This window comes from Oceanibaculum nanhaiense (assembly GCF_002148795.1).
In the GTDB taxonomy this organism is placed as follows: Bacteria; Pseudomonadota; Alphaproteobacteria; order Oceanibaculales; family Oceanibaculaceae; genus Oceanibaculum; species Oceanibaculum nanhaiense.
On sequence record NZ_MPOB01000016.1, the window covers coordinates 1 to 24,246 of the forward strand.

A 24,246-nucleotide genomic window follows, 5' to 3' on the forward strand; every position below is an offset into this window, starting at 1 on the left:
AGAACCTCCCACACACCATGTCCACTTCACGCTCCCGACGCTGCCTCCAATACCCACACAGTTCCAGGCAGCAGACTTGGGCAGCACACCCAGAAAACCAGACTGGGAACAGCCACAAAACTTCGCCGGCATGCAAAACCAGCATGCCCGGCCACCACCACACCCGGCGCGGGGTGGAGCAGCCCGGTAGCTCGTCAGGCTCATAACCTGAAGGTCGCAGGTTCAAATCCTGCCCCCGCAACCAAAATTCTAAAACAAAATCAATAAGAAAGGTCGCCGTAGGGCGGCCTTCTCTTTATCTGAAATCCGATGCAGCTACCATATAGCTACCATCCGAAATCGTATTCTGGCGTAGATCGGAACCAGGAAAGCCGGCTTGCACCGGTGCTGAGCACCGAGTGACGAAATCTGGCCTGCGGAGGTCGACGGAGGTTTCTACGCTGGTGGGGGCCGGGGATCGAGCTGTTCTTGCTCCAGCGCCTGCCCATCGCTTGATTGGAGCCATTGGGCAAGAGACCCGATTTCTCCACCATGACCAGCCAACCGCTCCAGGCCGGCTCGAGACTTGAGCGGCGTTCCCCAATTTGTTGCCAGTTCTGGCGCCATATCGTGCAGTCGAAGGGGGACACCGCAGGCGTCCTCCAGGTGCTTGGCGATCCGCAATCCGCCAGCATCTATGTCCCCCCAATGGAACAATGGAGCCGGCTGCGCCACTCGGACCATGTGTACGATGCCGGCGAGAACATCGCGCGCCGGAAATCCGTCGCTGAGTAACGCAAGATATTGCCCTTCGATCTCCATGCAGTATCGCCAGAAACTCGTCGGGTTCTCGATGATGATCGTGTAGTCGACCGGCGAATGCAGCGTTGCCGACCGGACCGTAGACCAGGGAAGCCCGACGAACGGCACGCCGCTGCCTTCAAGTCGGATAGTATCGGACGTGACACTAACAGGGCCCCTCAGGAATAGTGGGTGGGCGCGGCGCACAATACCGTGCGCTTGAAGAACCTCTCGGGACTCCAGATCTGACGTTGCCGGACTCCAGCGTCGCAACAACGCGGCCACGCGACCTTCGTGACGCTCGAGCGCCTTGCTGTCACCGACGGTCCGCCGGGAGAATGTCCGATGATCGATGTCGCGCCCGGCCCAGTGAACGATTCCATGGGTCAGGCGAAAGACTTCAATGAGGCCATCGGGATCGGTCGGCCCCAAATCGAGGACTCTGCGATTGATTGCCCACGCAGCCGACGCCTCGCTAAGGACGGCCTGAAAAAATGGTTCGTGAAGGATCTCAGGGCATGCTGACTCGATACGCTGACGCGCCGTTCCGGCGATATCGGCCGAAGGCAGCCTGTTGAGAAAGCGATAGAGTGCATCAGCATCGGTGAGGCGGACGCGCGCGATTTCATTGGTAAACCGCCCGAGGCGATCCTCCTCGAGGCGAATCCCGCCGGCACGTTCGGCATCGCGCAATACGCGATGAAGAGAGTCTTGCTCTGCGGGCCCACCGACGCGGTTGTAGTCAATGCGCTGGGTGATATCGCGAACGCGTTCCCGGGGGGATTCGTGACGATCAAGCAAGCTGTTCAGGATGTCGTCACCGGTGACACTTTTATTCGGCGGCATCCTGACTCTCTCGTCGGACGACTTCCTCGAAGTAGGCACGAGGCTTGTGCATCGGGTTCTCCAACTGCAAGAGCTCGTGCGCGGGCGCATGCATATGCTGCGGCGTTGCCTGAATGCGGCGCCCCACACGTATGATCGAGATCAGCGTGTCGAACGTCTCCTGATACAAAGCCTGGTGCGTCTTGGGCGCAGCCATAATGAGCTGAAGACCGAGCGCCTTATAGAAGCTGATGATCTTGTAAATATTTTCAGGATCCAGCTTCTCGAAGGCTTCGTCCATCAAGAGCAGCGCCGACTGCGGCGGCGCATCGTGGGCGCCGCCCAGGTGATTGCGATAGGCCGCAGACGATGCAACGCCGAGGCAGATATAGAACGGCAGGAACTTCTGCCCGCCGCTGGCCTTGCCGCGTCGCGTTTCGAGATCCGAGATCTTCTCGTAGTTCTTCTCCGGATCGCAGATGTCGATGCTGAACCGGAAATAGTTCCGGTAGTCGGCCAGCTCTCGCAGCCGCCGGCGATGCGCCGCCTCGTCCTGTACGTCCTCGGCCGTCAGCATCTCGATCAGCTCGTTGATCTTTACCTGGTCCGGATCGTTCGGGTCCGGAGCGCTCTGCATGAGTGCCGTCGCCTTCGGTGCGATCACATCGAGCCGGTCGATCAGATACCGGATGGTTTCCTTGTCCTGGTCGCGCTCCTGCCGGATTTGATACACCTCACCCATGAAGATGCTGCGCCGAAGCTCGCGGTTGAGGTCGTCTTGCACGCGCCGGACCGTATCTATGTTTGCGCGCAGACGGCTCAGGAAGTCGTGGACCATGGTTTCGATCAAGGCCTTCACGGCCAAGTCGACCCGGTCCTTGAACTGCCGCAACACGGTTTGTGTCAGGTACCGCTGGCGCAAAGAGGCCCAATCGTGAAGGAGAACCGTCTTCTCCGCGTGAATGGTGTCGGTCCAGTCGAATCCGGGGTGCTGATCGGGATTGGCCTGAACGTAGTCCTGGATGGCTGACATGAGCCTGGTCACGGCGGCACGTTGAGCCGGGCCCTTGTCCTTTGACTGCGCGGTAAAATGATTTCGCACCTGTGCAGGGTGAGCAAGTTTAGCGCTCACGTCTCGGTATATCGATCGAACCCTACCCATAAACCGTTCCAGCCCGAGAGGTGGATCGTGACGGGCCTTGCGAAGCTCGAAGTTCGGCATCCGGCTAAGCAACAACTCGGCAGCTTTTTGGCGTTCCGTCTTGTTCGCCTCCATTCCGCCACGTCGGTGGCCGATCTTCTCACGTAGCTCCCGATCCTTTGACTCCTCCTCTCGTTTCTCGTCACGATACGCTTTGAGGTCCTTCTCCAAGGAGCGCTTCTCCTCCATCAGCCCAGCGGGGAGGTCTTGCTCAAGCGCTGCGACGAGGTCATCGAGGCGCACTATCTCGTTGTCCGCTTCGCCGATGGCTCGAAGCGTATCGTGCCAATCTTCTCTATTGGTCCCCAGGATAGAATTGGCACGCTCCAAGGCCGTGACGAGGGCTTGCAAGCGGCTCTTTCCCTCGGCCGCTCTTTGAAGCGGCGCTTCGAGTCCGGCGCGAGCCTCAGTCAGGTGTTCGATTTGTCGTTCCCGAACGGCCTTCCCTAGACGTGGCACTGCCTGGAGGCGGCGGTATTCGATGCCGCGTCCGTGAGCGTATTTGCCATCCGCGGATGCGGCGAGGTCTCCCCGCCGAATGTCATTCGCGGATCGGGCCCGAACGATCCGCCCGAGCCGTACATTGATGAAGGCGCGCGCATATCGATCGTCCGTGAGGACGGCCTCGGCGAGAGTGCCGGGCGTCGGCGCCTGAAGCCCCGTCGGCAGGTTCTCGGTCTGAATGAGCTTTGCCTTGGTTCCCTTGTAGTGATTGTCGAAATGGCTGTAGGCGCTGTCCATGCGGGACGGATCAACGATTGTCGCATCGCACCAGTCACCCAGGATAGCCTCGATGATCCCGCGCCACTCGGCGTATTGTGGGGCGATGTCGGCAACTTCGGACAGGGTGCGGCAGCTCACGCCGAGCTGGTTCAGGTCCTCCAGGAAATCCTGTGTATCCTTCGACATCATGCGGCCGCCGGCTCTCAGGTTGCTCAGGTTCCTGTCGAGCTCGGCAGCTTCCTTCGACAACTTGGCGTGATCCCCCGCCACGTCTTCGTAGTTCCGCTGAATGTGCCCGATAGCATCGGATAGCGGAGGCGCTTCCGATAGCAGCTCTGCGACATCACGAGGCTTCGACGGCCAGTTCGCGACGTCGGGTTCGATGACATCGAGAGAATGAAGAGTATCGACAAAACCAACGAGATCGGGGAAATCGTCTCGTGGGAAAGCGGAATTCGAAGCGGCCTCGCGTACGTCGATGAGAGCCTGACGTACCGGTCTCGCTTCGGTGGCTTTGGCTTTGCGCCTCGACTCTTGCGTAGCCCTCCCGGATTGAGCGCGCTTTATCTGTTCGTAGGCAGGTGTACCGTCGATTTGTTGCGTGATCGCGTCGATCTGACGCTTGGTCACGTCTATGTTGTCTTCCAGCCTCGGTAGATAGGACTCGATCGAGCCCAGCTGCTCTTCCATCTCCGCGATTTCGCTGACTTGTTTTTCGATGATCTGCGAAAAGCGGTCGTATTCCGCGCGCTGCTCGCCATAGGACCATAGACGAGCGTTGAACTGATCCGACATCACGCGCTCGCACTGCGAGCGTATCGTTTCAACGGTGCGGATTTCCGCTTCGACGCGGGCAATGTCTTTCTGCATGTCGCGCCACGTTTTGTAGCGCGCCTGGAATGTCTCGATCTCGATCGGTGCTTCGTCCAGCAGAAAGCTCTGGACGAAGGTCGTTACGCTCGTGATCTGTCCGATATCGAACGACAGGGCTTGCCGCATCGCGGCGCGCGCACGATCAGGGTCCAGTTGCGTCCCTCGGGCGTTCGCATTGATGACCGCATACAGATGACGCAAGAAGGTACGATTGTTTTGACGTTGAAAGGTCTGGACGTCGCGGCCCCGCCGCCGCTGCTCATCGAGAAAGCTTGCCCACGCCTTCTCCTGGACCCCGCCCTCCACCGGGTCCACGAAATCGTCCCGTCGCAGGATGGAGCCCTCGACAAAAAAGAGCCCTAGAACGTGCTCCTCTCCCGCCGCCGCCTTCGCCTCAATACATACGCCGGCCGTGCAGCGCCGCGTCGCATCGGTCGTTTCGAACCCCAAGGCGATGTAGGTAACACAGGAGTCTCGTTCGTAGCCCTGGCCGTCGTCGAGGAGGCCCAGGCAAGCTTCGAGGACGGTGCGTCGGTTTGCGCGACCTTCCGCGATACGGCTGTTGAGGTCGAGGTACCGTTTGTTCATCCCCGTCATGACGATCTGGATCGCGTCCAGAAGAACGGATTTTCCGGAGCCATTGCCGCCCAGGAAAACGGCATTCCCGGCACCTTCGATCGGGAAGTCCTGTTGGTACAGGTAGTAATTGACGGCCGTGATGTTTCTGAGAACGAAAGCGGTCGTCATGGCCATCACCTCCGTCGCGTGTCAGCGGCCTCGGCGTCCGCATCGACTTCGATTGCGGCCAACGGGTGTTCCTCGTCCGCGGCGGCAGTCTCCGGCTGCGACGATGACGCATCACGCCATGCGCCGATCCGTGCCAGAAACGACTCGTCAACGACCTCAAGCAGGGTCGGGCGCAACGACACCTCGACATCGACGTTCAGCGAATGGGTCTGATCAAAACTCACCAGGCCGCGACGCCTGAACTGCGTCAGGATTTCGCGAAGCTCGCCCGGCTTCAGGCGCCGCGCCCCAAATGACGAATAGACAGTCTGGATTTCCTCCTCATCGACCAGAATGTCGGCGCTCCCATCGATGAAGTACCCCTTCTTGGCACCCTCGGAGTATAGTAGCCGTACGCAGAGCAGGATGATCGTTTCCTGCGTCGGGACCCGTGCGTTCCCATAGGCCTGAGGACTGACAAAGCCCACATAGCCCCAGCCGTCGTTGAAGACCAACCGGAACCCGAGCGACGCGAAAAGCTCCTGGAAATAGTCGAGATGGCGCTGGACGCGTTCGAAATGAGCGGCGCCTCCTAAATCGCTACGGGTGATGAATTGACGATGGAGGAGCCGGTTGGCCGTCTCAGTCAACTCTTCGGCCGTCGAATTAGGGTCCTTTCCAGCCTCCTGTGAGGCCCAGCGCGATACGATCATCTTTCATCTTCTTTGAGTCGAACGAATATCTTGGGGCCAGATATATATCTGCAATTACCCATATTATTCATTCGTTTGAATTCTAGTCCAGGTAGAGATTCCAGATGTCCTGCCCGAGCCTCGAATAGAACTGCGATGTCGCGCGCATCCCTCGGTTCGAAACTGTCGAGATCGACATACTCCCCGCCTGTGGCGAACTCCCGGAGCCGCGCGACGATAGCGCGCGGCGTAACGGCCATGCGAGCGACGTAGTCGTCCATGAGCTCTTCGCGTTTCAGATCGACCGGATCGACCGCGTTCTGCCTTCGGACTTGAGGCTCGATCGGGTCGCGAGCTTTCCGGGGGAGCGCCAGCGTAGCTGTCGAAAGGGGGACCGGTAGGCCAGGAAACGGGCTGACACAGGCCGAGGCACCAGCGTCCAGACAGGCAAAGGCGCCTCGGACTGCCTCGCGCAAAGCTTCTTCGCGGACATCCCGGGCCGTTTCCTGATACCGGACCGTCGTGGCGATCCGGCGTTCCAGCCTGTGCGAAAACCGGTCGATCAGGTCGAGCTTGTCACCGAGACTGGCAAATACATCTCGTACGCGGACAAGGTCGCCTCGGATTTGCGCTGTCGCGGATGGTATGTCTTGAGCCAGCCCCTGATCAGCAAGCGCGGTCGCAGCCCGGGCGATCTGGCCCTCGTCATTGATGAAGCGTTCTGTGGTGTCGATGATGCTGCGCTGGAAGCGCATTGGATTGTAGGCAGAGGCTTTCAGGCTTCTGTAGTTTTGCAGGAGCAGCTTGTCGACAAAGCTTTCCATGAAGCGCTGAAGCAGATCGGTCAAATCCTCCGACTGCATCAGGTCTTCCTCAATCCGAAATAGCGAAGTCAGAACGCCGTCAATGGAACGCCGGAGTTGGGTCGCCTGGCGGCGAGCGCTCGCGATGTTCATGACCTTGTCCGCGGGCGCGTCGTATGCGGCAAGAATGCCGGTATCGATGAGGCTGGCTTCCGCCGAGATATCGACCTTCAGTTCCTCTCCGAGTCCTACCAGAACCGACAGAAGCGCATGCGCCTCGCGCGGCATATGGACTTCCACCACCCGCCGATTCCTGACCTCCATGACCCAGCCGTCGTCACGAAGCTTGTTGAAAACGAGGTATTCCGCCGTATCGCTAGCCCCGCTGTCATCGTCGTCCGCGAGCGCGTTATAGGCGGGGTCGTTGATGACCTCGCGAATGACCTGAATGACTTCGGCCTTCTTGGGGGCGGCGGAGAAGTCATCGAAGAACTGGGCGAATATCTGTTCGAGGACAGCGACATTGCGGATGCGCGCAGGCGAGCACAGCATCCGGAACAGCGTGTAGGGGACTGTGTCCAGCAGGGACATATCACGTTGCCTCCCCCAATTAGTTTGTTATATTATAAGTTATAACAAACTAAAGGACCTCGTATGCCTCGACCGCCGAAGTATACCGACGATGACATCGCGGAGGCCATCGATTCCCTGATCGGCGAGGGGAAGGAGGTCAACCCGTCACGAGTGAAGCAGCTGCTTGGCGGAGGAAATGTCGAGAGAATCAAGGGGGTCATCGATCGGAGAGGCGTAGGCCCGCGCAGTGCCAAGGCCGACACGCCAGATTTGCCGCCCTCCATGATGGCGGAGCTTAGGCGGCACAACGATCAGAGCGTCGACGAAATTCGGCGTCTCACCGCGAAGTTGTGGCAGTTGGCCTGTGATGAATTATCGAAAGGCCAGAAGAACGAGGGCGCCGCACTACGCAGCCGTATCTCCGATTTGGAGAAAAAACTGTCAGAAGCAGATCGTCAGCTTCAGCAAGCTACTTCGGAAGCCCATCGTGAAAGTAGGACATTGACGATCGAAAACAGGCAACTCGTGGACCAGTGCGGGCAATTGAAGGAAGCGCTGCGAAACGCCGAGAGTGATTTACGCGCGTCCGAGAAACTTATCGCAGTCCTCGAAAGAGCGCAGCGCCAGGATAGGGAAGAGATCCGCTCGCTGCAGAAGCGGGTGGAAGAGCTTGTGGCGGAGCTCGCCACCATCAAGGCAAAAAACCAAGAATAGAATCGATTGCTTGCCCACGACCAGACAGCGGAACGTGGAGTCTGGTCATGAGCCCCCGCACTCGAGCGTCAGCTGGTTGAAAAGTATCCGAGGCCGTTTTCATGTCTACGGGGACGCCGACATGTCGCTGCTGGCGTTTGGCTTCGAGTGCGTCGATCCTCGCGGGCAATGGTCTCCTCCGTCCACGCCGCTATTGTACCTTGTTGGAGTTTCAGCGCTGGGAGTCTCGCGCGTCTGTCAATAGTTGCCGATAGCCCCGCTCCGTCATCCACTTGGCCCGTTTGAGGTGAGCTTCCCAGCAGTGCCGTGTCCGGTCAGGCTCGGCCGCCGGATTGCGGTGCAGGACGATCCGCGCCACCTCTCGCCAGTCGGCTCCCTCGTCGTCTGCATCCAGCAGCCGCAGGTAGGTGACGAAGTGCTGCTCGTCGTAGCGGGTGACGCTGTCTGACCAAGGCACGTCGTCGGCAACGTCGGGATCAAGCTCGGTCATAGTCCGGCCTTCCTGAAGCCGTCCGTCTCCGCTGGGTGCAGACGGAGGCGCCGCCGTCGAAGAATATCCCGATATGGGATAATCCGAAATCAGGATTAGTGGAAGAACCGGCCTCACCATTTAGCCGGTTTTCATGCCCAAATCGCTCCGCACGCCGCGGCAAGAACGACTGCAAGCATTATTAGCCCAAGTCCGGAAAGCCAGGAAGCTCACGCAATCCGATGTTGCCAAACGGCTCGATCGCCCGCAGTCCTTTGTCGCCAAGTATGAAGGCGGGGAGCGTAGGCTGGATGTCGTTGAATTCGTTGAGGTCGCCGAAGCGCTTGAAACAGACCCCTGCGCATTACTCTCGAACCTTCTTCACGCCGACGAGCCTTTGCCGCCTGCGATCCAAGGTCGCCGACCAAGGCGCACCAGAGCCTAGGTAAATTCGTTGCCGGTCCAGACTTCGCGGGCCGGTCTAGGCGTGTCTGTCCGCCGCGCACTTACGCCATCAGCATATCACTTCGGGTGCGCAAGAGGGATCGGTATCGTGACCGTCATGCAAATCAGGTCCGGTCTATACGGAAGCGCGACGGCGTGGTGCCCGTTAGCTTCCGGAAATTGTCGGTGAAGTGGCTGTGGCTGGCGAAGCCAACGGAGATCGCGATCTCGGCGATAGACTGTTCGGCGCCGAGCAACAGTTCCTTTGCCCGGAGGATGCGCCGTTCGATCAGGTAGCGATGCGGCGATGTGCCGGTGGAGGCCTTGAAGGCCTCGCCAAAATGATGTGTGCTCAAGCCTGCCAGCCCCGCCAGGTCGCTCAGGCTGATGTCGTCGGCGAGGTGTGCTTCGATGTAGTCGACGACGCGCCGCAGGCGCAGCGCGCCGAGTCCGCCGATCACTGGCGGCGACCGGCTGAGCCCATCGCCATAGGCACGGAAGACATGCACGGCGAGCGCCGACCCCAACCCCTCAGTATAGAGCCGCCCGCCCGCGCCGCGTTCGGCCAGTTCCCGGCGCCACGCCGCAGCCATGCCCTCGATGACCGGATCCCGGATGCCGATCTGGGTCCTCAGCTCCAGCTCCTTCCCATCGAAGGCCTCGCCGACGATCTGCTTGATGAAGGCCTGTTCCATCGCGATGACGAGAATGCGCGGCGAACTCGTCCAGCGCTGAAAGATCGGGCGGTCCCCGGAGTTGACATGGAGATCGCCGGAGACGATCCGGCGGCGCTCCGTTTCACGCATTTCCGGCAGCCGCCATTCCATCTGGAACGGCGTGCCCTCGTGAATGGCGACCGTGAACTGCGTGGCGCCGATCTCAGTTCCCGGGTTCGGCTGCAATGTGCAGCGGCTGACGCCGACGCCGTCATGGACAACCCGCTCGGCGTAGGACAACCGAGCCGAAGGAGTTTCGGAGCCGAAGTCGAGCAATTCTATTTGGCTCTTGGGCTGCGAATCCGGCATCCCTCGAAGCCTCCATACAATGGTATTCAAGGTTGGCATCCGAACGTCGAGTATCTATATGTTGCCTCGATCGCTCCGAGCACAGCCTCGTGCAATGGTGGAAGGAATAGTAGAAGATTAGGACAAGGATAAGGCGAGAATTTCAGAAGCAATACTGGTCAATATTTATATAAACTTTACCATATTTACTTGATTTCTGATTCTGGCAAATTCCCGGGCGCATTGCGCAGTAAACGGAGGAAAGCCCGATGTATCCCCGCTCCAGTCTGTTCATTTGCGCTGCTGCGCTGTCGCTTCTGACTGCGTGCGATGATCCGCCGAAGGCGGATGACAGTATCTTTGAAAAAACGCTGCAGACTTATTACGACTCGCACCCTGTCTGCGTCGCGATTCCGCTGACATTCCCCGTCGACCTGCGCAGCGACGGAGACACCGCCAGGAAGCGGCAGCTGGAACCTCTGGTGGCGGCCGGTCTGATCGCGGGCACCACTATCCAAAAGAACGAGCCCGCAGCGTCGGGACAAGGACAGGCGACCGACTATCTCCGCTACGCGCCGACTGCCGCCGGTGAGAAGGTCGTACGAAAGGGCGCGGACAGTTTTCTCGGCGGCACGGACATCTGTTTCGCGCGGCGGAAGGTCGTGAAGATCGAGTCCTTCACCGAGCCCGCCGACGCTGCCGGGGTGAAGGCCTCGCGTGTCACTTATGACTATGAACTAAAAGACGTCGAGCCGTGGGCCACGGGACCCGATATCGCGGGCGCCTTCCCCCAGATTGCGGCTTTGCTGGCCAAGCCCGGTAACCAGGCGACCGACGTCCTGGTTCAGACCGATAACGGCTGGAAGCACGAACGCGACGTGCGCTGACGAAAAGCCTGTCGAAATCGAAGCCGAACTCGTGCTACACAGCCACGGGCTGCAACCGGCTCTTGCGCTGCGGCACTATGCCAGTCCCGTCGCCTGGCGATTACCCCGATTTCTCGACAATCTCCGGTTGAACGCGGAAGCGGTGCGTCTGCCGCGCACCAATATCAACGGGTGTCGCTGGTGACTTCTTCCCGAGGCCCGTGCCGCATCTGAGCGACGAGCCATTCTCCCCAGCGACAGATCGTCGAACAGCTCCGCTCGGCGCGTTGAATGCCACGAGCGATGCGACGGGAGGAGGCAGTGCCATGGCAAAGGAGATTCCTCAAGAACCCGGCGAACCGTCGCGCGCCGATTGGCGCGATCCCACGAACTACAAATCCCTGCTGACTCTTGACCGTTCCGGCTGGGCTTGGAATTGGCTCCGCCGAAATCCCGACTACATTGCCCGAACGAGTCAACTTCTTGCGCGTAGGCGGCTCGAACAGCCCGGCACGCGATTGCGCGTCATCACCACATCGGATGCCGAGGAGGCGCGCGATTGGGGTTTGCACTTTCGCGGAGGCGCCGATCCGCCCGGCAACCGATGCCTGCATCTTCTGGCGAGCCGATTGGGATACATCGGTGCTGGCTGCCGAGACGCTGCCAGTGCGGCACGGCGATGGCGATGCCTTCGACATCCGCCGTTTCGACAGCGTGGCGACCGTACTATGGTGCCCTGACGGCCACGAGCATCTGCTCCTCAGTGATGGGGTACATCACCTCCAGATGGAAGTGACGGCGGGCAGCCTGCTCGATGGCCCCGTTCGCTTCCGCTACGAGCTGTCCGGCTTCAAGCATATCGAGGCGAAGACGCTGACGCTGCGCCGCCTGATGCTGCTCCACCGCCTTGGACGCTTCCCGAGCGGGCTCTATCCCCCGGAACGCCGCGCCCGCCGCTGGGCGATGGCGCTTCGGGCCCATGACGCGGTGGGGGCCGGTGCCAGTCATCGCGAAATCGCCGCGGCGCTCTTCGGCGAGAAGGGCGTCAAGGAAGATTGGTGCGGCCGGTCAGACTATCTGCGCCTTCGGGTACAACGGCTCCTCCGAATGGCGGACAAGCTGGTGAACGGCGGCTATCGCGATCTCTTGCGATGAGCCGGAACGCGGAAGGAGTAGCGGCCTTTGCGGCCGTACGAGTGAGAGGGCGGCTGGGGATTCCGTGACGGGTTGAGGAGGCGAGAGAGAGGCTCTTGCCGGCCCGTCTCGGAGATCCGCGATGTCACGTTCAACCGCTTGCGCTCGCTCCGGTCGGGACCGGGCGAGCCTCTATCAGGAAATCACCGACAAGTTTATCGCCGAGCTGGAGGCAGGCCGCGTGCCCTGGGTCCAGCCCTGGGGCACGACGGCGGCGAAGGCATCGCTCGCCATGCCGAAGAATGCTGCGACCAGCCATTGCTACTCCGGGATCAATGTGCTGATCCTGTGGCGTGCAGTCGTAGAGCGCGGCTTTTCGGGCCAGCGCTGGCTCACGTTTCGCCAGGCGCTTGGGCTCGGCGGCCATGTCCGTAAGGGCGAGACCGGCACGACTGTCGTCTATGCCGACCGCTTCGTTCCCGACGAGGAGCGCCGGCGGGCCGAACGCGACGGGGACGAGCCGGGGGCCATCCCTTTCCTGAAGCGCTTCACGGTCTTCAACACCGACCAATGCGAGGGCCTGCCGCGGGAGCTCTCGACCTCGCCGCCGCCCGTGGCAGAGGGCATGATCCTGCCGCAGGCCGAGGCCCTGATCGCGGCCACGGGCGCGGATTTCCGCATCGGCGGCGACCGAGCCTTCTACAGCCCATCGCACGATTTCGTCCAAGTGCCTCGGCCCGACGCCTACTTCGAGCCGATCAACTGGCACCGCACGGCGCTGCACGAGCTCGGCCATTGGAGCGGCCATCCCTCCCGGCTCGGCCGTGACCTGTCGGGCGGGTTCGGTTCCGTGCCCTATGCCAAAGAAGAGCTCTGTGCGGAGATGACCAGTGCCTTCGTCTGCGCCACGCTCGGCATCGTGCCGACCGTGCGGCACGCCGACTACCTCGGATCCTGGCTCGAGGTGCTGCGCGAGGATGACCGCGCCATCGTTCGTGCCGCGAGCGCCGCGTCAAAAGCCGCGGACTATCTGCTCACCTTCCAGTCGCATCCCGACGAGCCCGTCGATATGGCGGCCGACGAAGACGAGCAGGAGGCGGCGTGATGCGTTTGCACAGCGATCACCGCAAGTCGGTATGCGGTTATGCTGCTTGCCGCGCGTGTTCGCAGCGGTGAATTTCGACCGTGACGTGGGAGAGCTGCGGCAGCTCGCGGAGCCTCGCTTTGTAGTGGCCGGGTTCTTGGGGGCGATCAGATATGACCGATACGATCACCGCCATATGGCCGGGGCCGATCCGCCACAGATGCAGATCTGAAACCCGATCCCCATCATGTTCGAGTGTATGGCGGATCTGCTCCGACAGAGCGGTGTCCGGCATCGTGTCGAGCAGAACCGCCCCCGCGTCCCGAAGCAGTCCCCATGACCAACGGGCAATAACGACGCCTCCCACAATCCCCATGAGCGGGTCCATCCAGAGCCAGCCGTAAAACCGCCCGCCGAGCAGTCCAGCGATCGCCAGAACAGAGGTCAGCGCATCGGTGAGGACATGGAAATAGGCGGAACGCAGATTATGATCCTGATGGCCATGCGCATGCGCGTGTGGGTGACCGTCCTGCCGACCATGGTCATGGTGCTGATGATCGTGGTGACCGCCGTCGTGGAGCAGCCACGCGCTCACCAGATTGACGATCAGTCCCAAAACAGCCACGGCAATGGCCTCATTGAAGCGAATAGGGATAGGCGCGGTGAGGCGGAGCACGGACTCGAACCCGATCAACAGGGCGATAACTGCCAAGATGACGGCGCTTGAATATCCGGCCAGCTCTCCGAGCTTGCCGGTTCCGAATGTGAAGCGCTCGTCGTGAGCGTTGCGGCGTGCGTAGAGATAGGCGACAGCCGCAATCGTAAGCGCCCCGGCATGGGTCGCCATGTGAAAACCGTCGGCCAGCAGCGCCATCGACCCGAACATGGCTCCGGCGATGATCTCTCCGAACATCATCACAGCCGTCAGGCCGATGACGATCCAGGTCCGCCGCTCGTTGCGGGCATGATCCGCACCAAGGAAAACATGATCGTGTTGCCAGGACTCGACGGAATCGGAGTGCATTTGAAGCCTTCGCTTTAGAGGTATTTCGTAATCTCGCGGAACTCCGCGATCTTCTGTTGAACTTCAGGCGGTAGCGGGCCCGTAACCTCCCCCAAGTGGTGGTCGATGTGATCGATGATCAGCATCTGCTTAGCCTTCTCTAGTGCCTTGATCACGGCCTGCATCTGTTGGGCGATCACCATTCCGTCCCGTCCCTCGACGACCATACGGACGACAGTTGAGAGATGGCCTTCGGCGCGGCGAAGACGCCTGAGAATATCCGGATTGTCTGCATGGCTCATAGTTGTTATCCTATCCCCCTGGAGGGGATACGGTCAAGTATGATAAACTTCGGTAGCGTCTCAGTTTGGCTCTCGCTTTTGGTAAGAGACGCGGCTTATCGCAGGCGGGGCGTTGCTCGGCTCCGATCTATTGGGGCATTCATTCGCTTCCCCACTTCGCATTAAGGATGCCTATGGCAGATCGTCTGAAGAACTGGGCGCGTATCATTAAGCGGGATGTACATGCGCTGTACCTCGCCAGCCGCGATCCTCGCGTGCCCTGGTATGCCAAAGCCTTGGCCCTTGTCGTGGTGGGCTACGCGCTCTCCCCGATCGATCTTATTCCCGATTTCATTCCGGTTCTGGGCTACCTGGATGACGTGATCCTGCTTCCGCTTGGTATCCTTCTCGTCATTCGCCTGATCCCTCCGAAAATTCTGGCTGAACACCGTGACTTGGCCGCAGCGGCTCAGGAGCGCCCGGTGAGCCGCAGAGCGGCTGTTGTGATTGTCTGCATCTGGGCAGCTTGTATTGGACTGTCGGGATGGTTCGTCTATCGCTATTTCGGGCGCTGAAATTCAAACGGACACACTGCCCGGACGCGTTGGCTCCAGAGGGAGAGGCGGGAGGGGGACTTTGTGACGGGTTTGGAGGTCGAGAGAGAGGCTCCCGGCCGGCCCGTCATGGAGAACCGACATGGCAACCGCCAATCCCAAGATCGTCCTGAGCCGGTCCCAGGACATTCCCTTCAACAAGCTGGTGCTGTCCCAGGCGAACGTCCGCCGGGTGAAGGCCGGCATCTCGGTCGAGGACCTGGCCGAGGATATCGCCCGGCGCACGCTCCTGCAGAGCTTGAGCGTGCGGCCGGTACTGAACGCTGAGGGCGTCGCGACCGGCATGTACGAGGTTCCGGCCGGCGGCCGGCGCTTCCGTGCGCTCGAACTGCTCGTGAAGCAGAAGCGCATGGCCAAGACCCAGCCCGTGCCGTGCGTCGTGCGCGAAGGCGGGACGCCCGAGGAGGACAGCCTGGCCGAGAACGTCCAGCGCGTCGCGCTCCATCCGCTCGACCAGTTCCGGGCCTTCCAGACCCTTCGCGACTCCGGCCTGGGTGAGGACGAGATCGCCGCCCGTTTCTTCGTCAGCCCCAGCGTCGTGAAGCAGCGCCTGAAGCTCGCATCGGTCTCGCCGAAGCTCCTCGACATCTATGCCGGCGACGAGATGACGCTCGAGCAGCTCATGGCCTTCACCGTCACCAATGACCATGACCGGCAGGAGCAGGTGTGGGAGCAGCTTGCCCGCTCCTACAACAAGGAGCCCTATTACATCCGCCGCCAACTTACCGAAGGCGCCATCCGTGCCTCCGACAAGCGGGCGCAATTCGTTGGCATCGAGGTCTACGAGGCGGCCGGTGGCGCCGTCATGCGCGATCTCTTCCAGCAGGACGATGGCGGCTGGCTGCAGGATCCGGCACTGCTCGACCGGCTCGTCGTCGAGAAGCTGACCAAAGAGGCGGAGGCGCTCCGCGGCGAGGGCTGGAAATGGATCGAGGTCGCGGCGGAGTTTCCCTACGGCCATACCGCCGGTCTCCGCCGCCTTGCCGGGGAGACGGCATCGCCTACCGACGAGGAGCAGGCGACCCACGACGCGCTGCGCGCCGAGTACAACAAGCTGGAGGAGACCTACGCGGAGGTCGAAGAACTCCCCGACGAGGTCGACCAGCGTCTCGGCGAGATCGAGACAGCGCTGGAGGCGTTCGACGATCGCCCTGTGATCTACGATCCCGCCGACATTGCCCGTGCCGGCGCCTTCGTCAGCATTGATGGCGACGGCGATCTGCGCATCGAGCGCGGCTATGTCCGTCCCGAGGATGAAGCGCCGGCCGAGCCGGACGCCGATGGCGACGCGCCCGAAGGTTCCGAGGACGACGGCGATGTCCAGCGCACGGTGGTCACCATCGGCGGCAACGGATCGTCGGCGAGTGCCGAGACCGCCGAGGAGGAAGATGGCATCAAGCCGCTGCCCGACCGTCTGGTCACCGAGCTCACCGCTCATCGCACGCTGGCGCTGCGCGACGCGCTGGCGAACGATCCCGACACCGCCTTCGTCGCGGTTCTTCATGCGCTCTGTCTCAACGCCTTCTATCGCTATGCGTCTGAGACCTGCCTGGAGATCGCGGCGAAGAGCGCGAGCTTCGGCACGCAGGCGCCGGGGCTCAACGACAGTGCGTCGGCCAAGGCGATCGAGGGCCGGCACGCGCAATGGGCCGGACAATTGCCGAAGGACGCCAGTGACCTCTGGAACGCGCTCATCGCCTTCGACGGCGACAGCCGCGCATCGCTGTTCGCGCACTGCGCGTCGCTTTCGGTCAACGCGGTCCATGAGCCGTGGAACCGCAACCCGCGCCGCATCGTCCATGCGGGACGGGTCGCCCGAGCCGTCGGTCTCGACATGGTCGCGGCCGGTTGGACGCCGACCGTCGACAACTATCTCGGCCGCGTCACCAAGGCACGCATCCTCGAAGCCGTGCGCGAGGCCAAGGGCGAAGCCTCGGCCCAGCTCATCGACCACCTCAAGAAGCCGGACATGGCGAAGGAGGCCGAGCGCCTGCTCGCCGGATCGGGGTGGCTGCCCGAGCCGCTTCGCCTGCCGGACGCCGAGACGGCTGTCGACGAACCGGCCACGACCGAGAATCTACCGGCGTTCCTCGATGACGACGAAGGCGCCTCCGTGGACTCCGATCCGAAAGAGCCGCAGCCGCCCGCCATCGCGGCAGAATGACCTCGACCAGCGGGGCGGCGCTTGTCGCCCCGTACCCTCTCACACAGAGCCCGGCCTCCTGAGCTTGTCGCAGGGGCGCCGGGCTTTCGCATTTCAGGAGACTTTCGATGGACTGGTACACCTCCTGCTCCTACGAGCCCGATCGAAAGCGTCGCTTCCATACCGTCGCCCGGGCGCGGCTTCGTTGCCTCGCCGCGGAACTCGGCTTTTCGCCCGCATCGTTCGATCTGCGCTCGAACCAGGGCGGGATCGCCGTGTCCGGCGAGATCACGCTCCATCATGAGCGCGTCTATGTGCAGGTCTGCCAGCCGGCGACCCGTGCCGACACCGGCATCCTCATCCGCAGTTGCGAAGGCCGGCGCGACTATACGGGCGGATGCAACAACTTCGCGCCGCTGCGGCTCCTTGATGACATTCCGGCGCTCGCCGAGCGGGTCCGCGCGGTGATCGCGGCCAACGGCGGCCGCGCCCACGCAGCATGTGAGGGGGAGGACAATCGGGACGGGCGAGCCGGGTCGGGCCGAGAGAGAGCCCGCCGGCCGTCCCGCAACCCGCATCAGGAGGTCAATCATGACCGACACCACATCGGCCCCCACTGTCAATCCGGACTGGGAATCCTGGCAGGCTCAGGCGCGAGAACGTGACCGGCTCGCCAAGGAGGTGCTTCCCGCCAACAAGGCCGCCCTCTTCGACGTGCTCGCCGCTGCCGGCATCGTCACTGTCACCGTCCGCTTCGACGGCTATGGCGATTCCGGCCAGATCGAGGATATCGAGGCCTGCGCGACCGATACCATCGTCGAACTTCCTCCCGACCGGATCGAGATCACCGAGCCGCTTTACGACGGCTCGGGACTGGAGCGATCCACCCCGTCGGTCCGCGACGTGATCGAGAAGTTCGCCTACGACTTCCTTGAGGAAACCCATGGCGGCTGGGAGAACAACGAAGGCGCCTATGGCGATTTCACCTTCGACGTCGAGAGCCGGACCATCACGCTCGAATACAACGAGCGGATGATGACGTCCGAATACTCCCAGCACGCATTCTGAGGAGGCGACGATGGGACATTGCTATCATCACGCCCTCTCCTCGGTGAACAAATGGGGCGGCACGGCGGACGACTATCTGCCGCTCCATCAATGGTTCGACGAGTCGAAGGCGATCACGGCCGATTTTCGTCACCGGGCGCTGCGCCACCACGCAGAAGGCATCTTCATGCTGGAGCGCTTCTTCGGACCGACGATCACGATCTCCTCGGGCCGCGTCGTGCCGGTCCGCCTGATCGGCGAGCAGCATGTGCGCGAGGATCTCGGTTTCATCCCGAGCTTCGCCGACTGGGTCCGCTGCATTCGGCCAGAACCCTGGATGGGCCGCGCCCAGCCGATCCACCGCGACGTCGATCCCTTCGCGGCTACCGCCTGACGTCCACCCCCTCATCATCCTCTTCGAAGAGCCCGGCCATCGCGCCGGGCTCTTCGCATCTCAGGAGACCTCTCATGGCCGACTATCATTCACCGACCGTGGTGCAGCCGACGATTCCCGATCGCGACATGACGCCGCTCGAACGCCTGCTGCTCTCGCACATCCTCGATTGCGAGCCGGACGGCGACGGGTTCTATTTCTACAGCGAAACCGGTCCAAACGACGGCATCGAGCTGCCGGTCGCGGAACTCCGCACGGCGCTCGCGGCATTCGACAGCGTTCCGAGCACCGCCCATGACTACGTCATCGAGCGGCTGGACCCCGCCGACCCGGACGAAACGCATATCACGATCGACCTTAGCGGAACGTCGTGGGAGTTCATCCTCCAGGACATCGTCCGCCGGTCGCGGACCCTCGATCACATCACCGTCGTCTCGGCGTTCACCTGCACCAAGATGCGCCCCGACGGTTTCGGAGGGATGGCGGTGCTGATCAGCGCCGACGCCATCAAGGGCAAATCTACCCACGATATCCTGGAAGACTTTCTCGCCGAAGGCGCCGAAGACGATCCGATGCGCTCTGTCGCTTGCGGCGCAAGATCGCATGTGCTGTTGGCGCTCGATGAACCGTCGGTAAAGCAAGAGGTCCGAGTGGTCATCGAAAGCGATCCCGCGTTCGCGGCCTTGGCACCGGAGGCGGTGACGGACGCCGATATCCGCTCAGCCTGTATCGCGGTCGCCGAACATGCCGACCTGGCGGAGGAACAGGGCGCCGCCCGCTTCCGCGCCGCCCTCCGCGCCATTCGCGAGGCCGAGCGGCGATGCGCGCAGATCAACTGACTCTCCCACATCCGATCTCGCACAGAGAGCCCGGCCATCGCGCCGGGCCTTCGCCGTTCAGGAGACCACCCATGAGCATCCCCGATCACGCCCGCGTCAATTTCCAAACCCTGTTGCGCGCCGCGGCGGCCGGTGACCTGGCCCTTGTCGAGTGCGCCGACGCCACCACAGGCGAGACGCGCTACGTTATCTGCGCCGTGGCCCGTCACGACGGCGATTACGTGCTGACGCCCTTCGGCCATCTGGCGCCGTGCAATCCCTATGACGCCTATGTCCCGCCCACCGAGGCGGCGGGACCCGCCATCGGGGCCGGCTGAGAGGAAGAGGGGGCCGGGACGGGGTTGAGCCGGCCGGGCTTCAGAGAGAGCGGCCTGCCGGTCTCGCCCCTCCCGCTCTCCTGGACCTCCGCCCATGCACCCGACCACCGTATCCGCGGCCGTTACCACGGCCGCGCCTCGTACCCGCGCCATCACCGAGCCGGACACGGCGACCTGCCTGATCCGCGCCGCCAATCTCCTTCTCCAGGATATTGAACACGGCCACGCCGTCGATTCACGGCAGCTGCGCACCGCCATGGAACAGGCTTTCGGCGGCACCGACGCCGAAGGCGCATGGAGCTGGAAGGACGCCTACGAAGCCTGCGAAGCGGCGCAGGTGCTCTTCCTGCGCAAGTTCGGCCCGGCCATCCGGGCGCGCGCCGCGACACCGGCTGCCCAGCTCGCCATGCTCGGCAAGGTCGCCGCTCTTTTGCCGTCGCAGACGCGGCGTTCCGAGGAGAGCCAGGCGCTTCAGCAATTCTCGACGCCGATCGCCCTCGGCTTCGCCGCCAGCATCGCTGGCGCGATCGACCCTGCCGATCTCGTGCTGGAGCCTTCGGCCGGGACGGGCCTCCTCGCTATCTTCGCCGAACTAGCCGGGACATCGCTCGCACTCAACGAGCTCGCCGAGACCCGCGCCGGGTTGCTCGCTTCTCTCTTCGCCGGCGCGGTCGTCACTCGCTACGACGCGGCTCACATCCACGACCATCTCGACGCCGGCATCCGGCCGAGCGTCGTTCTGATGAACCCGCCCTTCTCGGCGGCGGCGCATGTGGACGGCAAGGTTGCCGACGCCGCCCTGCGCCATGTCGCCTCCGCGCTGGCACGCCTCGCCGAAGGCGGCCGCCTGGTCGCTATCACCGGCGCCAACCTCTCCCCCGACAATCCCGCCTGGCGCGACAGCTTCGTGCGGCTCCAGGAGCGGGGCCGTATCATGTTCTCCGCTGCGATCGACGGGCGCGTCTATGCCCGCCATGGCACGAGCGTCGAGACACGCCTGACGGTGATAGACCGCATCCCTGCCGACGATCCGACGGCGTTCCCCCCGTCGCGGGGTGCAGCACCCGATGCCGCCACGCTTCTCGATTGGGTCATCCGCCACCTCCCGCCGCGCGCCGCCATGGCGACTTCCCCGGCGATACCGGCTGCGACGCCCGCAGGGCGTCCGACATCCGCGCCTTCGACGCCGCGCGCGATCCCGCCCCAGCCCATCGGACCCGTTCCGGAAGACGCCGTCGAACTCGTCTATGAACCTTGCGACTGGGCGCCCGCCGAAGACGGGCGCATCAGTGAGGCGCTCTATGAGAGCTATGCCCTCCAGTCGATCCGCATCCCGAATGCCAAGCCGCATCCGACGCGGCTGGTGCAGTCGGCGGCCATGGCGTCGGTGGCACCGCCCAAGCCGAGCTACCGCCCACATCTGCCGGCCGCCGTCATCGCCGACGGCCTGCTGTCGGACGCCCAACTCGAGAGCGTCATCTATGCCGGCGAGGCCCATGCCGGCTTCCTCGCCGGATCGTGGACCGTCGACGAGACCTTCGACATCGTCGCGGCGGCGCACGACGACGCCGAGACGGCGGTCCGCTTCCGTCGTGGCTGGATGCTCGGCGACGGCACTGGCGCCGGCAAGGGCCGCCAGGTCGCGGGCGTGCTGCTCGACAACTGGCTGCGAGGCCGCCGCCGCGCGGTCTGGGTGTCGAAGTCGGACAAGCTGATCGAGGACGCCCAGCGCGACTGGTCCGCGCTCGGCCAGGAGCGGCTGCTGGTCACGCCGCTCGCGCGATTCCGGCAGGGCACGCCGATCCGCCTGGAGCACGGCATCCTCTTTACCACCTATGCGACGCTGCGCTCCGATGCGCGGGAGGCGAAGGCCTCCCGCGTTCAGCAGATCGTCGACTGGCTGGCCCGCGACTTCGATGGCGTCATCGTCTTCGACGAGAGCCACGCCATGCAGAATGCTGCGGGAGGGAAGGGCGAGCGCGGCGATCAGGCGCCCTCGCAGCAGGGCCGCGCCGGCCTTCGCTTGCAGCATGCGCTGCCCAACGCCCGCGTGCTCTATGTCTCGGCGACCGGCGCCACCACGGTCCACAATCTCGCCTACGCCCAGCGCCTCGGCCTCTGGGGCGGCGAGGACTTCCCCTTCGCCACGCGCGCCGAGTTCGTCCAGGCGATCGAGGCCGGCGGCGTGGCGGCGATGGAGGTGCTGGCTCGCGACCTGAAGGCGCTCGGCCTCTATGCCGCTCGCTCGCTCTCCTACGAAGGCGTCGAATACGAGCTGGTCGAGCACCCGCTCAGCCCGGAGCAGATCCGCATCTACGACGCCTATGCCGGCGCCTTTCAGGTCATCCACAACAATCTGACCGCGGCGCTGGAGGCCGCGAACATCACGGGCGAGGGCGGTACGTTGAACGCCCAGGCGAAGTCGGCTGCGCGCTCCGCTTTCGAAAGCTCGAAGCAGCGCTTCTTCAATCACCTCATCACGGCGATGAAGACGCCGACGCTGATCGCCGCCGTCGATCGCGACCTCGACGCGGGCCATGCCGCCGTCATCCAGATCGTCTCGACCGGCGAAGCGCTGATGGAGCGACGCCTCGCGGAGATTCCGACCGAGGAATGGGGCGACGTGCAGGTCGACATCACGCCCCGCGAGTATGTCCTCGACTACCTGGCGCATTCCTTTCCGACGCAGCTCTACGAGCCATTCACCGACAGCGAGGGCAATCTGTCGTCACGGCCCGTGTATCGCGACGGCCAGCCGGTCCAGTGCCGTGACGCCATCGAGCGTCGCGACCGCCTGATCGAGAAGCTCGCCGCGCTGCCGCCGGTGCAGGGCGCGCTCGACCAGATCGTGCAACGGTTCGGCACGGACCTGGTCGCCGAGGTCACCGGCCGCTCGCGGCGCATCGTCCGTCATGGTGATCGTCTGCGCGTCGAGAGCCGCGCCGGCTCGGCCAACCTCGCCGAGACGCAAGCCTTCATGGACGACGAGAAGCGCATCCTCGTGTTCAGCGACGCCGGCGGCACCGGCCGCAGCTACCATGCCGATCTCGGCGCGAGGAACCGCCGCCTACGCGTCCACTACCTGCTCGAAGCCGGCTGGAAGGCGGACACGGCGATCCAGGGTCTCGGGCGCTCCAACCGCACCAACCAGGCGCAGCCGCCGCTGTTCCGGCCGATCGCCACCGACGTGAAGGCGGAGAAGCGCTTCCTTTCGACCATCGCCCGCCGTCTCGACACGCTCGGCGCCATCACCAAGGGCCAGCGCCAGACCGGCGGGCAGGGGCTTTTCCGCGCCGACGACAACCTCGAATCCGTCTATGGCCGCGCCGCGCTGCGCCAGCTCTACATGCTGCTCTACTCCGGCAAGGTCGACGGCTGTTCCTTGCAGGGGTTCGAGGACGCCACCGGCCTGCGACTGACGGACGGCGACGGCAGCCTGCGCGAGGAGCTGCCGCCGATCACCACCTTCCTCAACCGCCTGCTGGCGCTCACCATCGACCTGCAGAACGTCCTGTTCGGCGTGTTCGAGGAATTGCTGCGGGCGAATATCGAGGGCGCTGTCGCGTCGGGCACTTACGATCTCGGCGTCGAGACGGTCACGGCGGAATCGCTGCGCATCGCCGACCGCCGCACCATTTACGCACATCCAGGCAGCGGCGCCGAGACACAGGTCTTCACCGTGGCCCGCCGGGACCGCAACCGGCCGCTCGGCTTGGCCGAGGCGCTGAACCGCGCCGATGATCCCCGGGCAACGCTTCTGATCAACGGCCAGTCGGGCCGCGCCGCCGTCCAGGTCCCCGCGCCCAGCCTGATGCTCGACGACGGCGAGGTCGAGCGCCGCGTCCGTCTCCTGCGGCCGATGGAGCGCACCGCCATCCCCTTGGCCGCGATGGCGCAGACCCATTGGCAGGAAGCCGACCGCGACGCCTTCGCCGCCGCCTGGAATGCCGAGCTCGCCGATCTGCCCGAGTTCACCGACAGCCGGATCCATATCGTTACCGGCCTGCTTCTGCCGATCTGGAAGCGGCTTCCCGACGAAGGCTGCCGCGTCTACCGGCTCCAGACCGACGAGGGCGAGCGGGTGATCGGCCGTCTCGTCTCGCCGGCCTGGGTCGCCCAGGCGGTCGCGACGGAGACACCGACGATCAGCCCCGCCGACGCTTGGACCGCCGTGCTCGACGGCCGCACCGTGCTGGAGCTCGCCGACGGCCTCCAGCTCCGTCGCGCCAAGATCATGGGGGCGTTCCGCGTCGAGCTCTCCGGCTTCACCGACGGCATGGTCGACCGGCTAAAGGCGATGGGGCTCACCTCCGAGATCATCGCCTGGAAGCTCCGGCTGTTCGTTCCCACCGGCGCGACCGGCCCCGCCATCCTCGGCACGCTGATGGAGCGCCATCCGCTCATGCGCATCGCCGACCGCAGCGCGCCGTGATGGGAGGCGATCATGTCCAGCATCATATCCAGCCGGGCCGCCGAGCTGGCGCGGCGCCTCGCGCGCGACGCCGAGGCCGTCTGCCGCCACTACCTTCCCAACGGCCGCCGCCACGGCCATTACTGGTTGGTGGGCGATGTCCGGAACACGCCCGGCCGCAGCCTCTATGTCCGTCTCACGGGACCGGAGTCCGGTCCTGGCGCCGCCGGCAAATGGACTGATTATGTTGCGCGGCGGGTTATGTTGCGGCCCTGCGCTGGGCATC

General features: G+C 63.4%; 21 protein-coding genes, 1 tRNA gene and 1 pseudogene. 15 read left to right on the top strand and 8 right to left on the bottom strand.

Annotated features, from left to right (window positions below; genetic code table 11):
• Positions 1–167: 167 nt before the first annotated feature.
• A tRNA-Met gene (locus tag BKM74_RS17580) sits at positions 168–244 on the top strand.
• Between the two features lie 191 nt (positions 245–435).
• Here BKM74_RS17580 and BKM74_RS17585 read toward each other — a convergent pair.
• From BKM74_RS17585 to BKM74_RS17600, 4 genes are read right to left on the bottom strand one after another with little or no spacing between them, the layout of a single operon-like run.
• Complete coding sequence (locus BKM74_RS17585; protein ID WP_176342605.1) at positions 436–1,626, bottom strand: Wadjet anti-phage system protein JetD domain-containing protein; 1,191 nt, start codon at positions 1,624–1,626, stop codon at positions 436–438.
• Entirely contained in the window at positions 1,613–5,155 is a 3,543-nt protein-coding gene (locus tag BKM74_RS17590; RefSeq protein WP_086467024.1) for an SbcC/MukB-like Walker B domain-containing protein, read from the bottom strand. The genes BKM74_RS17585 and BKM74_RS17590 overlap by 14 nt, the downstream gene beginning before the upstream one ends.
• On the bottom strand, positions 5,155–5,841 hold the full coding sequence (locus BKM74_RS17595; protein ID WP_086467025.1) for a DUF4194 domain-containing protein: 687 nt from the start codon (positions 5,839–5,841) through the stop codon (positions 5,155–5,157). Before BKM74_RS17595 ends, BKM74_RS17590 begins: the two co-directional genes overlap by 1 nt.
• Positions 5,838–7,214: a Wadjet anti-phage system protein JetA family protein gene (locus BKM74_RS17600; protein ID WP_086467026.1), complete on the bottom strand. Its 1,377-nt coding sequence runs from the start codon at positions 7,212–7,214 to the stop codon at positions 5,838–5,840. Before BKM74_RS17600 ends, BKM74_RS17595 begins: the two co-directional genes overlap by 4 nt.
• 63 nt (positions 7,215–7,277) lie before the next feature.
• On the opposite strand from BKM74_RS17600, the gene BKM74_RS17605 reads away from it, so the two are divergent.
• On the top strand, positions 7,278–7,910 hold the full coding sequence (locus BKM74_RS17605) for a DNA-binding protein (RefSeq protein WP_086467027.1): 633 nt from the start codon (positions 7,278–7,280) through the stop codon (positions 7,908–7,910).
• Between the two features lie 211 nt (positions 7,911–8,121).
• Here BKM74_RS17605 and BKM74_RS17610 read toward each other — a convergent pair whose 3' ends face one another.
• Positions 8,122–8,400 carry a DNA -binding domain-containing protein gene (locus BKM74_RS17610; RefSeq protein WP_086467028.1) on the bottom strand — a complete coding sequence of 93 codons (279 nt, stop codon included), beginning with the start codon at positions 8,398–8,400 and terminating at the stop codon, positions 8,122–8,124.
• Positions 8,401–8,533: 133 nt separating this feature from the next.
• Here BKM74_RS17610 and BKM74_RS17615 point away from each other — a divergent pair, with 133 nt between their 5' ends.
• Entirely contained in the window at positions 8,534–8,824 is a 291-nt protein-coding gene (locus BKM74_RS17615) for a helix-turn-helix domain-containing protein (protein WP_086467029.1), read from the top strand.
• A 124-nt stretch (positions 8,825–8,948) separates the two neighbouring features.
• Here the strand turns inward: BKM74_RS17615 and BKM74_RS17620 are convergent, their stop codons facing one another.
• Entirely contained in the window at positions 8,949–9,848 is a 900-nt protein-coding gene (locus BKM74_RS17620) for a helix-turn-helix domain-containing protein (RefSeq protein WP_176342606.1), read from the bottom strand.
• A gap of 248 nt (positions 9,849–10,096) precedes the next feature.
• Here BKM74_RS17620 and BKM74_RS17625 point away from each other — a divergent pair, with 248 nt between their 5' ends.
• The 4 genes from BKM74_RS17625 to BKM74_RS17635 all read left to right on the top strand — a co-directional run bounded on the left by BKM74_RS17625 (position 10,097) and on the right by BKM74_RS17635 (position 12,932).
• Entirely contained in the window at positions 10,097–10,714 is a 618-nt protein-coding gene (locus BKM74_RS17625; protein ID WP_086467031.1) for a hypothetical protein, read from the top strand.
• 305 nt (positions 10,715–11,019) lie between these two features.
• Positions 11,020–11,433 carry a transcriptional regulator domain-containing protein gene (locus BKM74_RS19195; RefSeq protein ID WP_407668716.1) on the top strand — a complete coding sequence of 138 codons (414 nt, stop codon included), beginning with the start codon at positions 11,020–11,022 and terminating at the stop codon, positions 11,431–11,433.
• Positions 11,336–11,848, top strand: coding sequence for a DNA -binding domain-containing protein (locus BKM74_RS17630; RefSeq protein WP_176342607.1), 513 nt, complete (start codon positions 11,336–11,338; stop codon positions 11,846–11,848). The genes BKM74_RS19195 and BKM74_RS17630 overlap by 98 nt, the downstream gene beginning before the upstream one ends.
• Before the next feature lie 121 nt (positions 11,849–11,969).
• Positions 11,970–12,932: an ArdC family protein gene (locus tag BKM74_RS17635; RefSeq protein WP_086467033.1), complete on the top strand. Its 963-nt coding sequence runs from the start codon at positions 11,970–11,972 to the stop codon at positions 12,930–12,932.
• Between the two features lie 37 nt (positions 12,933–12,969).
• Here BKM74_RS17635 and dmeF read toward each other — a convergent pair whose 3' ends face one another.
• Positions 12,970–13,935 (bottom strand): CDF family Co(II)/Ni(II) efflux transporter DmeF, encoded by a 966-nt coding sequence (gene dmeF / locus BKM74_RS17640; protein ID WP_086467034.1) that lies wholly within the window; start codon positions 13,933–13,935, stop codon positions 12,970–12,972.
• Positions 13,936–13,949: 14 nt separating this feature from the next.
• Entirely contained in the window at positions 13,950–14,216 is a 267-nt protein-coding gene (locus BKM74_RS17645; RefSeq protein ID WP_086467035.1) for a metal-sensing transcriptional repressor, read from the bottom strand.
• A 173-nt stretch (positions 14,217–14,389) separates the two neighbouring features.
• Here BKM74_RS17645 and BKM74_RS17650 point away from each other — a divergent pair.
• The 8 genes and pseudogenes from BKM74_RS17650 to BKM74_RS17685 form a co-directional block, all read left to right on the top strand.
• A pseudogene (locus BKM74_RS17650) lies at positions 14,390–14,716 on the top strand (YkvA family protein); the annotation flags it as partial.
• Between the two features lie 175 nt (positions 14,717–14,891).
• Positions 14,892–16,973, top strand: a complete 2,082-nt coding sequence (locus tag BKM74_RS17655) for a ParB/RepB/Spo0J family partition protein (RefSeq protein ID WP_086467037.1) — start codon at positions 14,892–14,894, stop codon at positions 16,971–16,973.
• A 107-nt stretch (positions 16,974–17,080) separates the two neighbouring features.
• Complete coding sequence (locus BKM74_RS18895; RefSeq protein WP_217895526.1) at positions 17,081–17,617, top strand: hypothetical protein; 537 nt, start codon at positions 17,081–17,083, stop codon at positions 17,615–17,617.
• Positions 17,544–18,020, top strand: a complete 477-nt coding sequence (locus BKM74_RS17665; RefSeq protein WP_086467038.1) for a DUF6878 family protein — start codon at positions 17,544–17,546, stop codon at positions 18,018–18,020. The genes BKM74_RS18895 and BKM74_RS17665 overlap by 74 nt, the downstream gene beginning before the upstream one ends.
• A 10-nt stretch (positions 18,021–18,030) precedes the next feature.
• Positions 18,031–18,393 carry a DUF6915 family protein gene (locus tag BKM74_RS17670; RefSeq protein WP_086467039.1) on the top strand — a complete coding sequence of 121 codons (363 nt, stop codon included), beginning with the start codon at positions 18,031–18,033 and terminating at the stop codon, positions 18,391–18,393.
• Between the two features lie 74 nt (positions 18,394–18,467).
• Complete coding sequence (locus BKM74_RS17675; RefSeq protein WP_086467040.1) at positions 18,468–19,232, top strand: hypothetical protein; 765 nt, start codon at positions 18,468–18,470, stop codon at positions 19,230–19,232.
• Between the two features lie 71 nt (positions 19,233–19,303).
• Positions 19,304–19,549: a DUF6117 family protein gene (locus tag BKM74_RS17680; RefSeq protein WP_086467041.1), complete on the top strand. Its 246-nt coding sequence runs from the start codon at positions 19,304–19,306 to the stop codon at positions 19,547–19,549.
• Between the two features lie 94 nt (positions 19,550–19,643).
• The gene (locus tag BKM74_RS17685; protein WP_086467042.1) at positions 19,644–23,981 is read left to right on the top strand and encodes a strawberry notch-like NTP hydrolase domain-containing protein; all 4,338 of its coding nucleotides are present in this window, start codon (positions 19,644–19,646) and stop codon (positions 23,979–23,981) included.
• Positions 23,982–24,246: the final 265 nt, after the last annotated feature.

Excerpts from the sequence above, each read along its gene's own strand:
- BKM74_RS17615 (WP_086467029.1), top strand. The coding sequence starts at position 8,534 with ATGCCCAAATCGCTCCGCACGCCGCGGCAAGAACGACTGCAAGCATTA.
- BKM74_RS17625 (WP_086467031.1), top strand. The coding sequence starts at position 10,097 with ATGTATCCCCGCTCCAGTCTGTTCATTTGCGCTGCTGCGCTGTCGCTT.
- BKM74_RS17670 (WP_086467039.1), top strand. The coding sequence starts at position 18,031 with ATGGGACATTGCTATCATCACGCCCTCTCCTCGGTGAACAAATGGGGC.
- BKM74_RS17610 (WP_086467028.1), bottom strand. The coding sequence starts at position 8,400 with ATGACCGAGCTTGATCCCGACGTTGCCGACGACGTGCCTTGGTCAGAC.
- BKM74_RS17585 (WP_176342605.1), bottom strand. The coding sequence starts at position 1,626 with ATGCCGCCGAATAAAAGTGTCACCGGTGACGACATCCTGAACAGCTTG.
- BKM74_RS17595 (WP_086467025.1), bottom strand. The coding sequence starts at position 5,841 with ATGATCGTATCGCGCTGGGCCTCACAGGAGGCTGGAAAGGACCCTAAT.
- BKM74_RS17665 (WP_086467038.1), top strand. The coding sequence starts at position 17,544 with ATGACCGACACCACATCGGCCCCCACTGTCAATCCGGACTGGGAATCC.
- BKM74_RS17685 (WP_086467042.1), top strand. The coding sequence starts at position 19,644 with ATGCACCCGACCACCGTATCCGCGGCCGTTACCACGGCCGCGCCTCGT.
- BKM74_RS17675 (WP_086467040.1), top strand. The coding sequence starts at position 18,468 with ATGGCCGACTATCATTCACCGACCGTGGTGCAGCCGACGATTCCCGAT.
- BKM74_RS18895 (WP_217895526.1), top strand. The coding sequence starts at position 17,081 with ATGGACTGGTACACCTCCTGCTCCTACGAGCCCGATCGAAAGCGTCGC.
- BKM74_RS17605 (WP_086467027.1), top strand. The coding sequence starts at position 7,278 with ATGCCTCGACCGCCGAAGTATACCGACGATGACATCGCGGAGGCCATC.
- BKM74_RS17680 (WP_086467041.1), top strand. The coding sequence starts at position 19,304 with ATGAGCATCCCCGATCACGCCCGCGTCAATTTCCAAACCCTGTTGCGC.
- BKM74_RS17600 (WP_086467026.1), bottom strand. The coding sequence starts at position 7,214 with ATGTCCCTGCTGGACACAGTCCCCTACACGCTGTTCCGGATGCTGTGC.
- BKM74_RS17655 (WP_086467037.1), top strand. The coding sequence starts at position 14,892 with ATGGCAACCGCCAATCCCAAGATCGTCCTGAGCCGGTCCCAGGACATT.
- BKM74_RS17645 (WP_086467035.1), bottom strand. The coding sequence starts at position 14,216 with ATGAGCCATGCAGACAATCCGGATATTCTCAGGCGTCTTCGCCGCGCC.
- BKM74_RS17620 (WP_176342606.1), bottom strand. The coding sequence starts at position 9,848 with ATGCCGGATTCGCAGCCCAAGAGCCAAATAGAATTGCTCGACTTCGGC.
- BKM74_RS17590 (WP_086467024.1), bottom strand. The coding sequence starts at position 5,155 with ATGGCCATGACGACCGCTTTCGTTCTCAGAAACATCACGGCCGTCAAT.
- BKM74_RS17635 (WP_086467033.1), top strand. The coding sequence starts at position 11,970 with ATGTCACGTTCAACCGCTTGCGCTCGCTCCGGTCGGGACCGGGCGAGC.
- BKM74_RS19195 (WP_407668716.1), top strand. The coding sequence starts at position 11,020 with ATGGCAAAGGAGATTCCTCAAGAACCCGGCGAACCGTCGCGCGCCGAT.
- dmeF (WP_086467034.1), bottom strand. The coding sequence starts at position 13,935 with ATGCACTCCGATTCCGTCGAGTCCTGGCAACACGATCATGTTTTCCTT.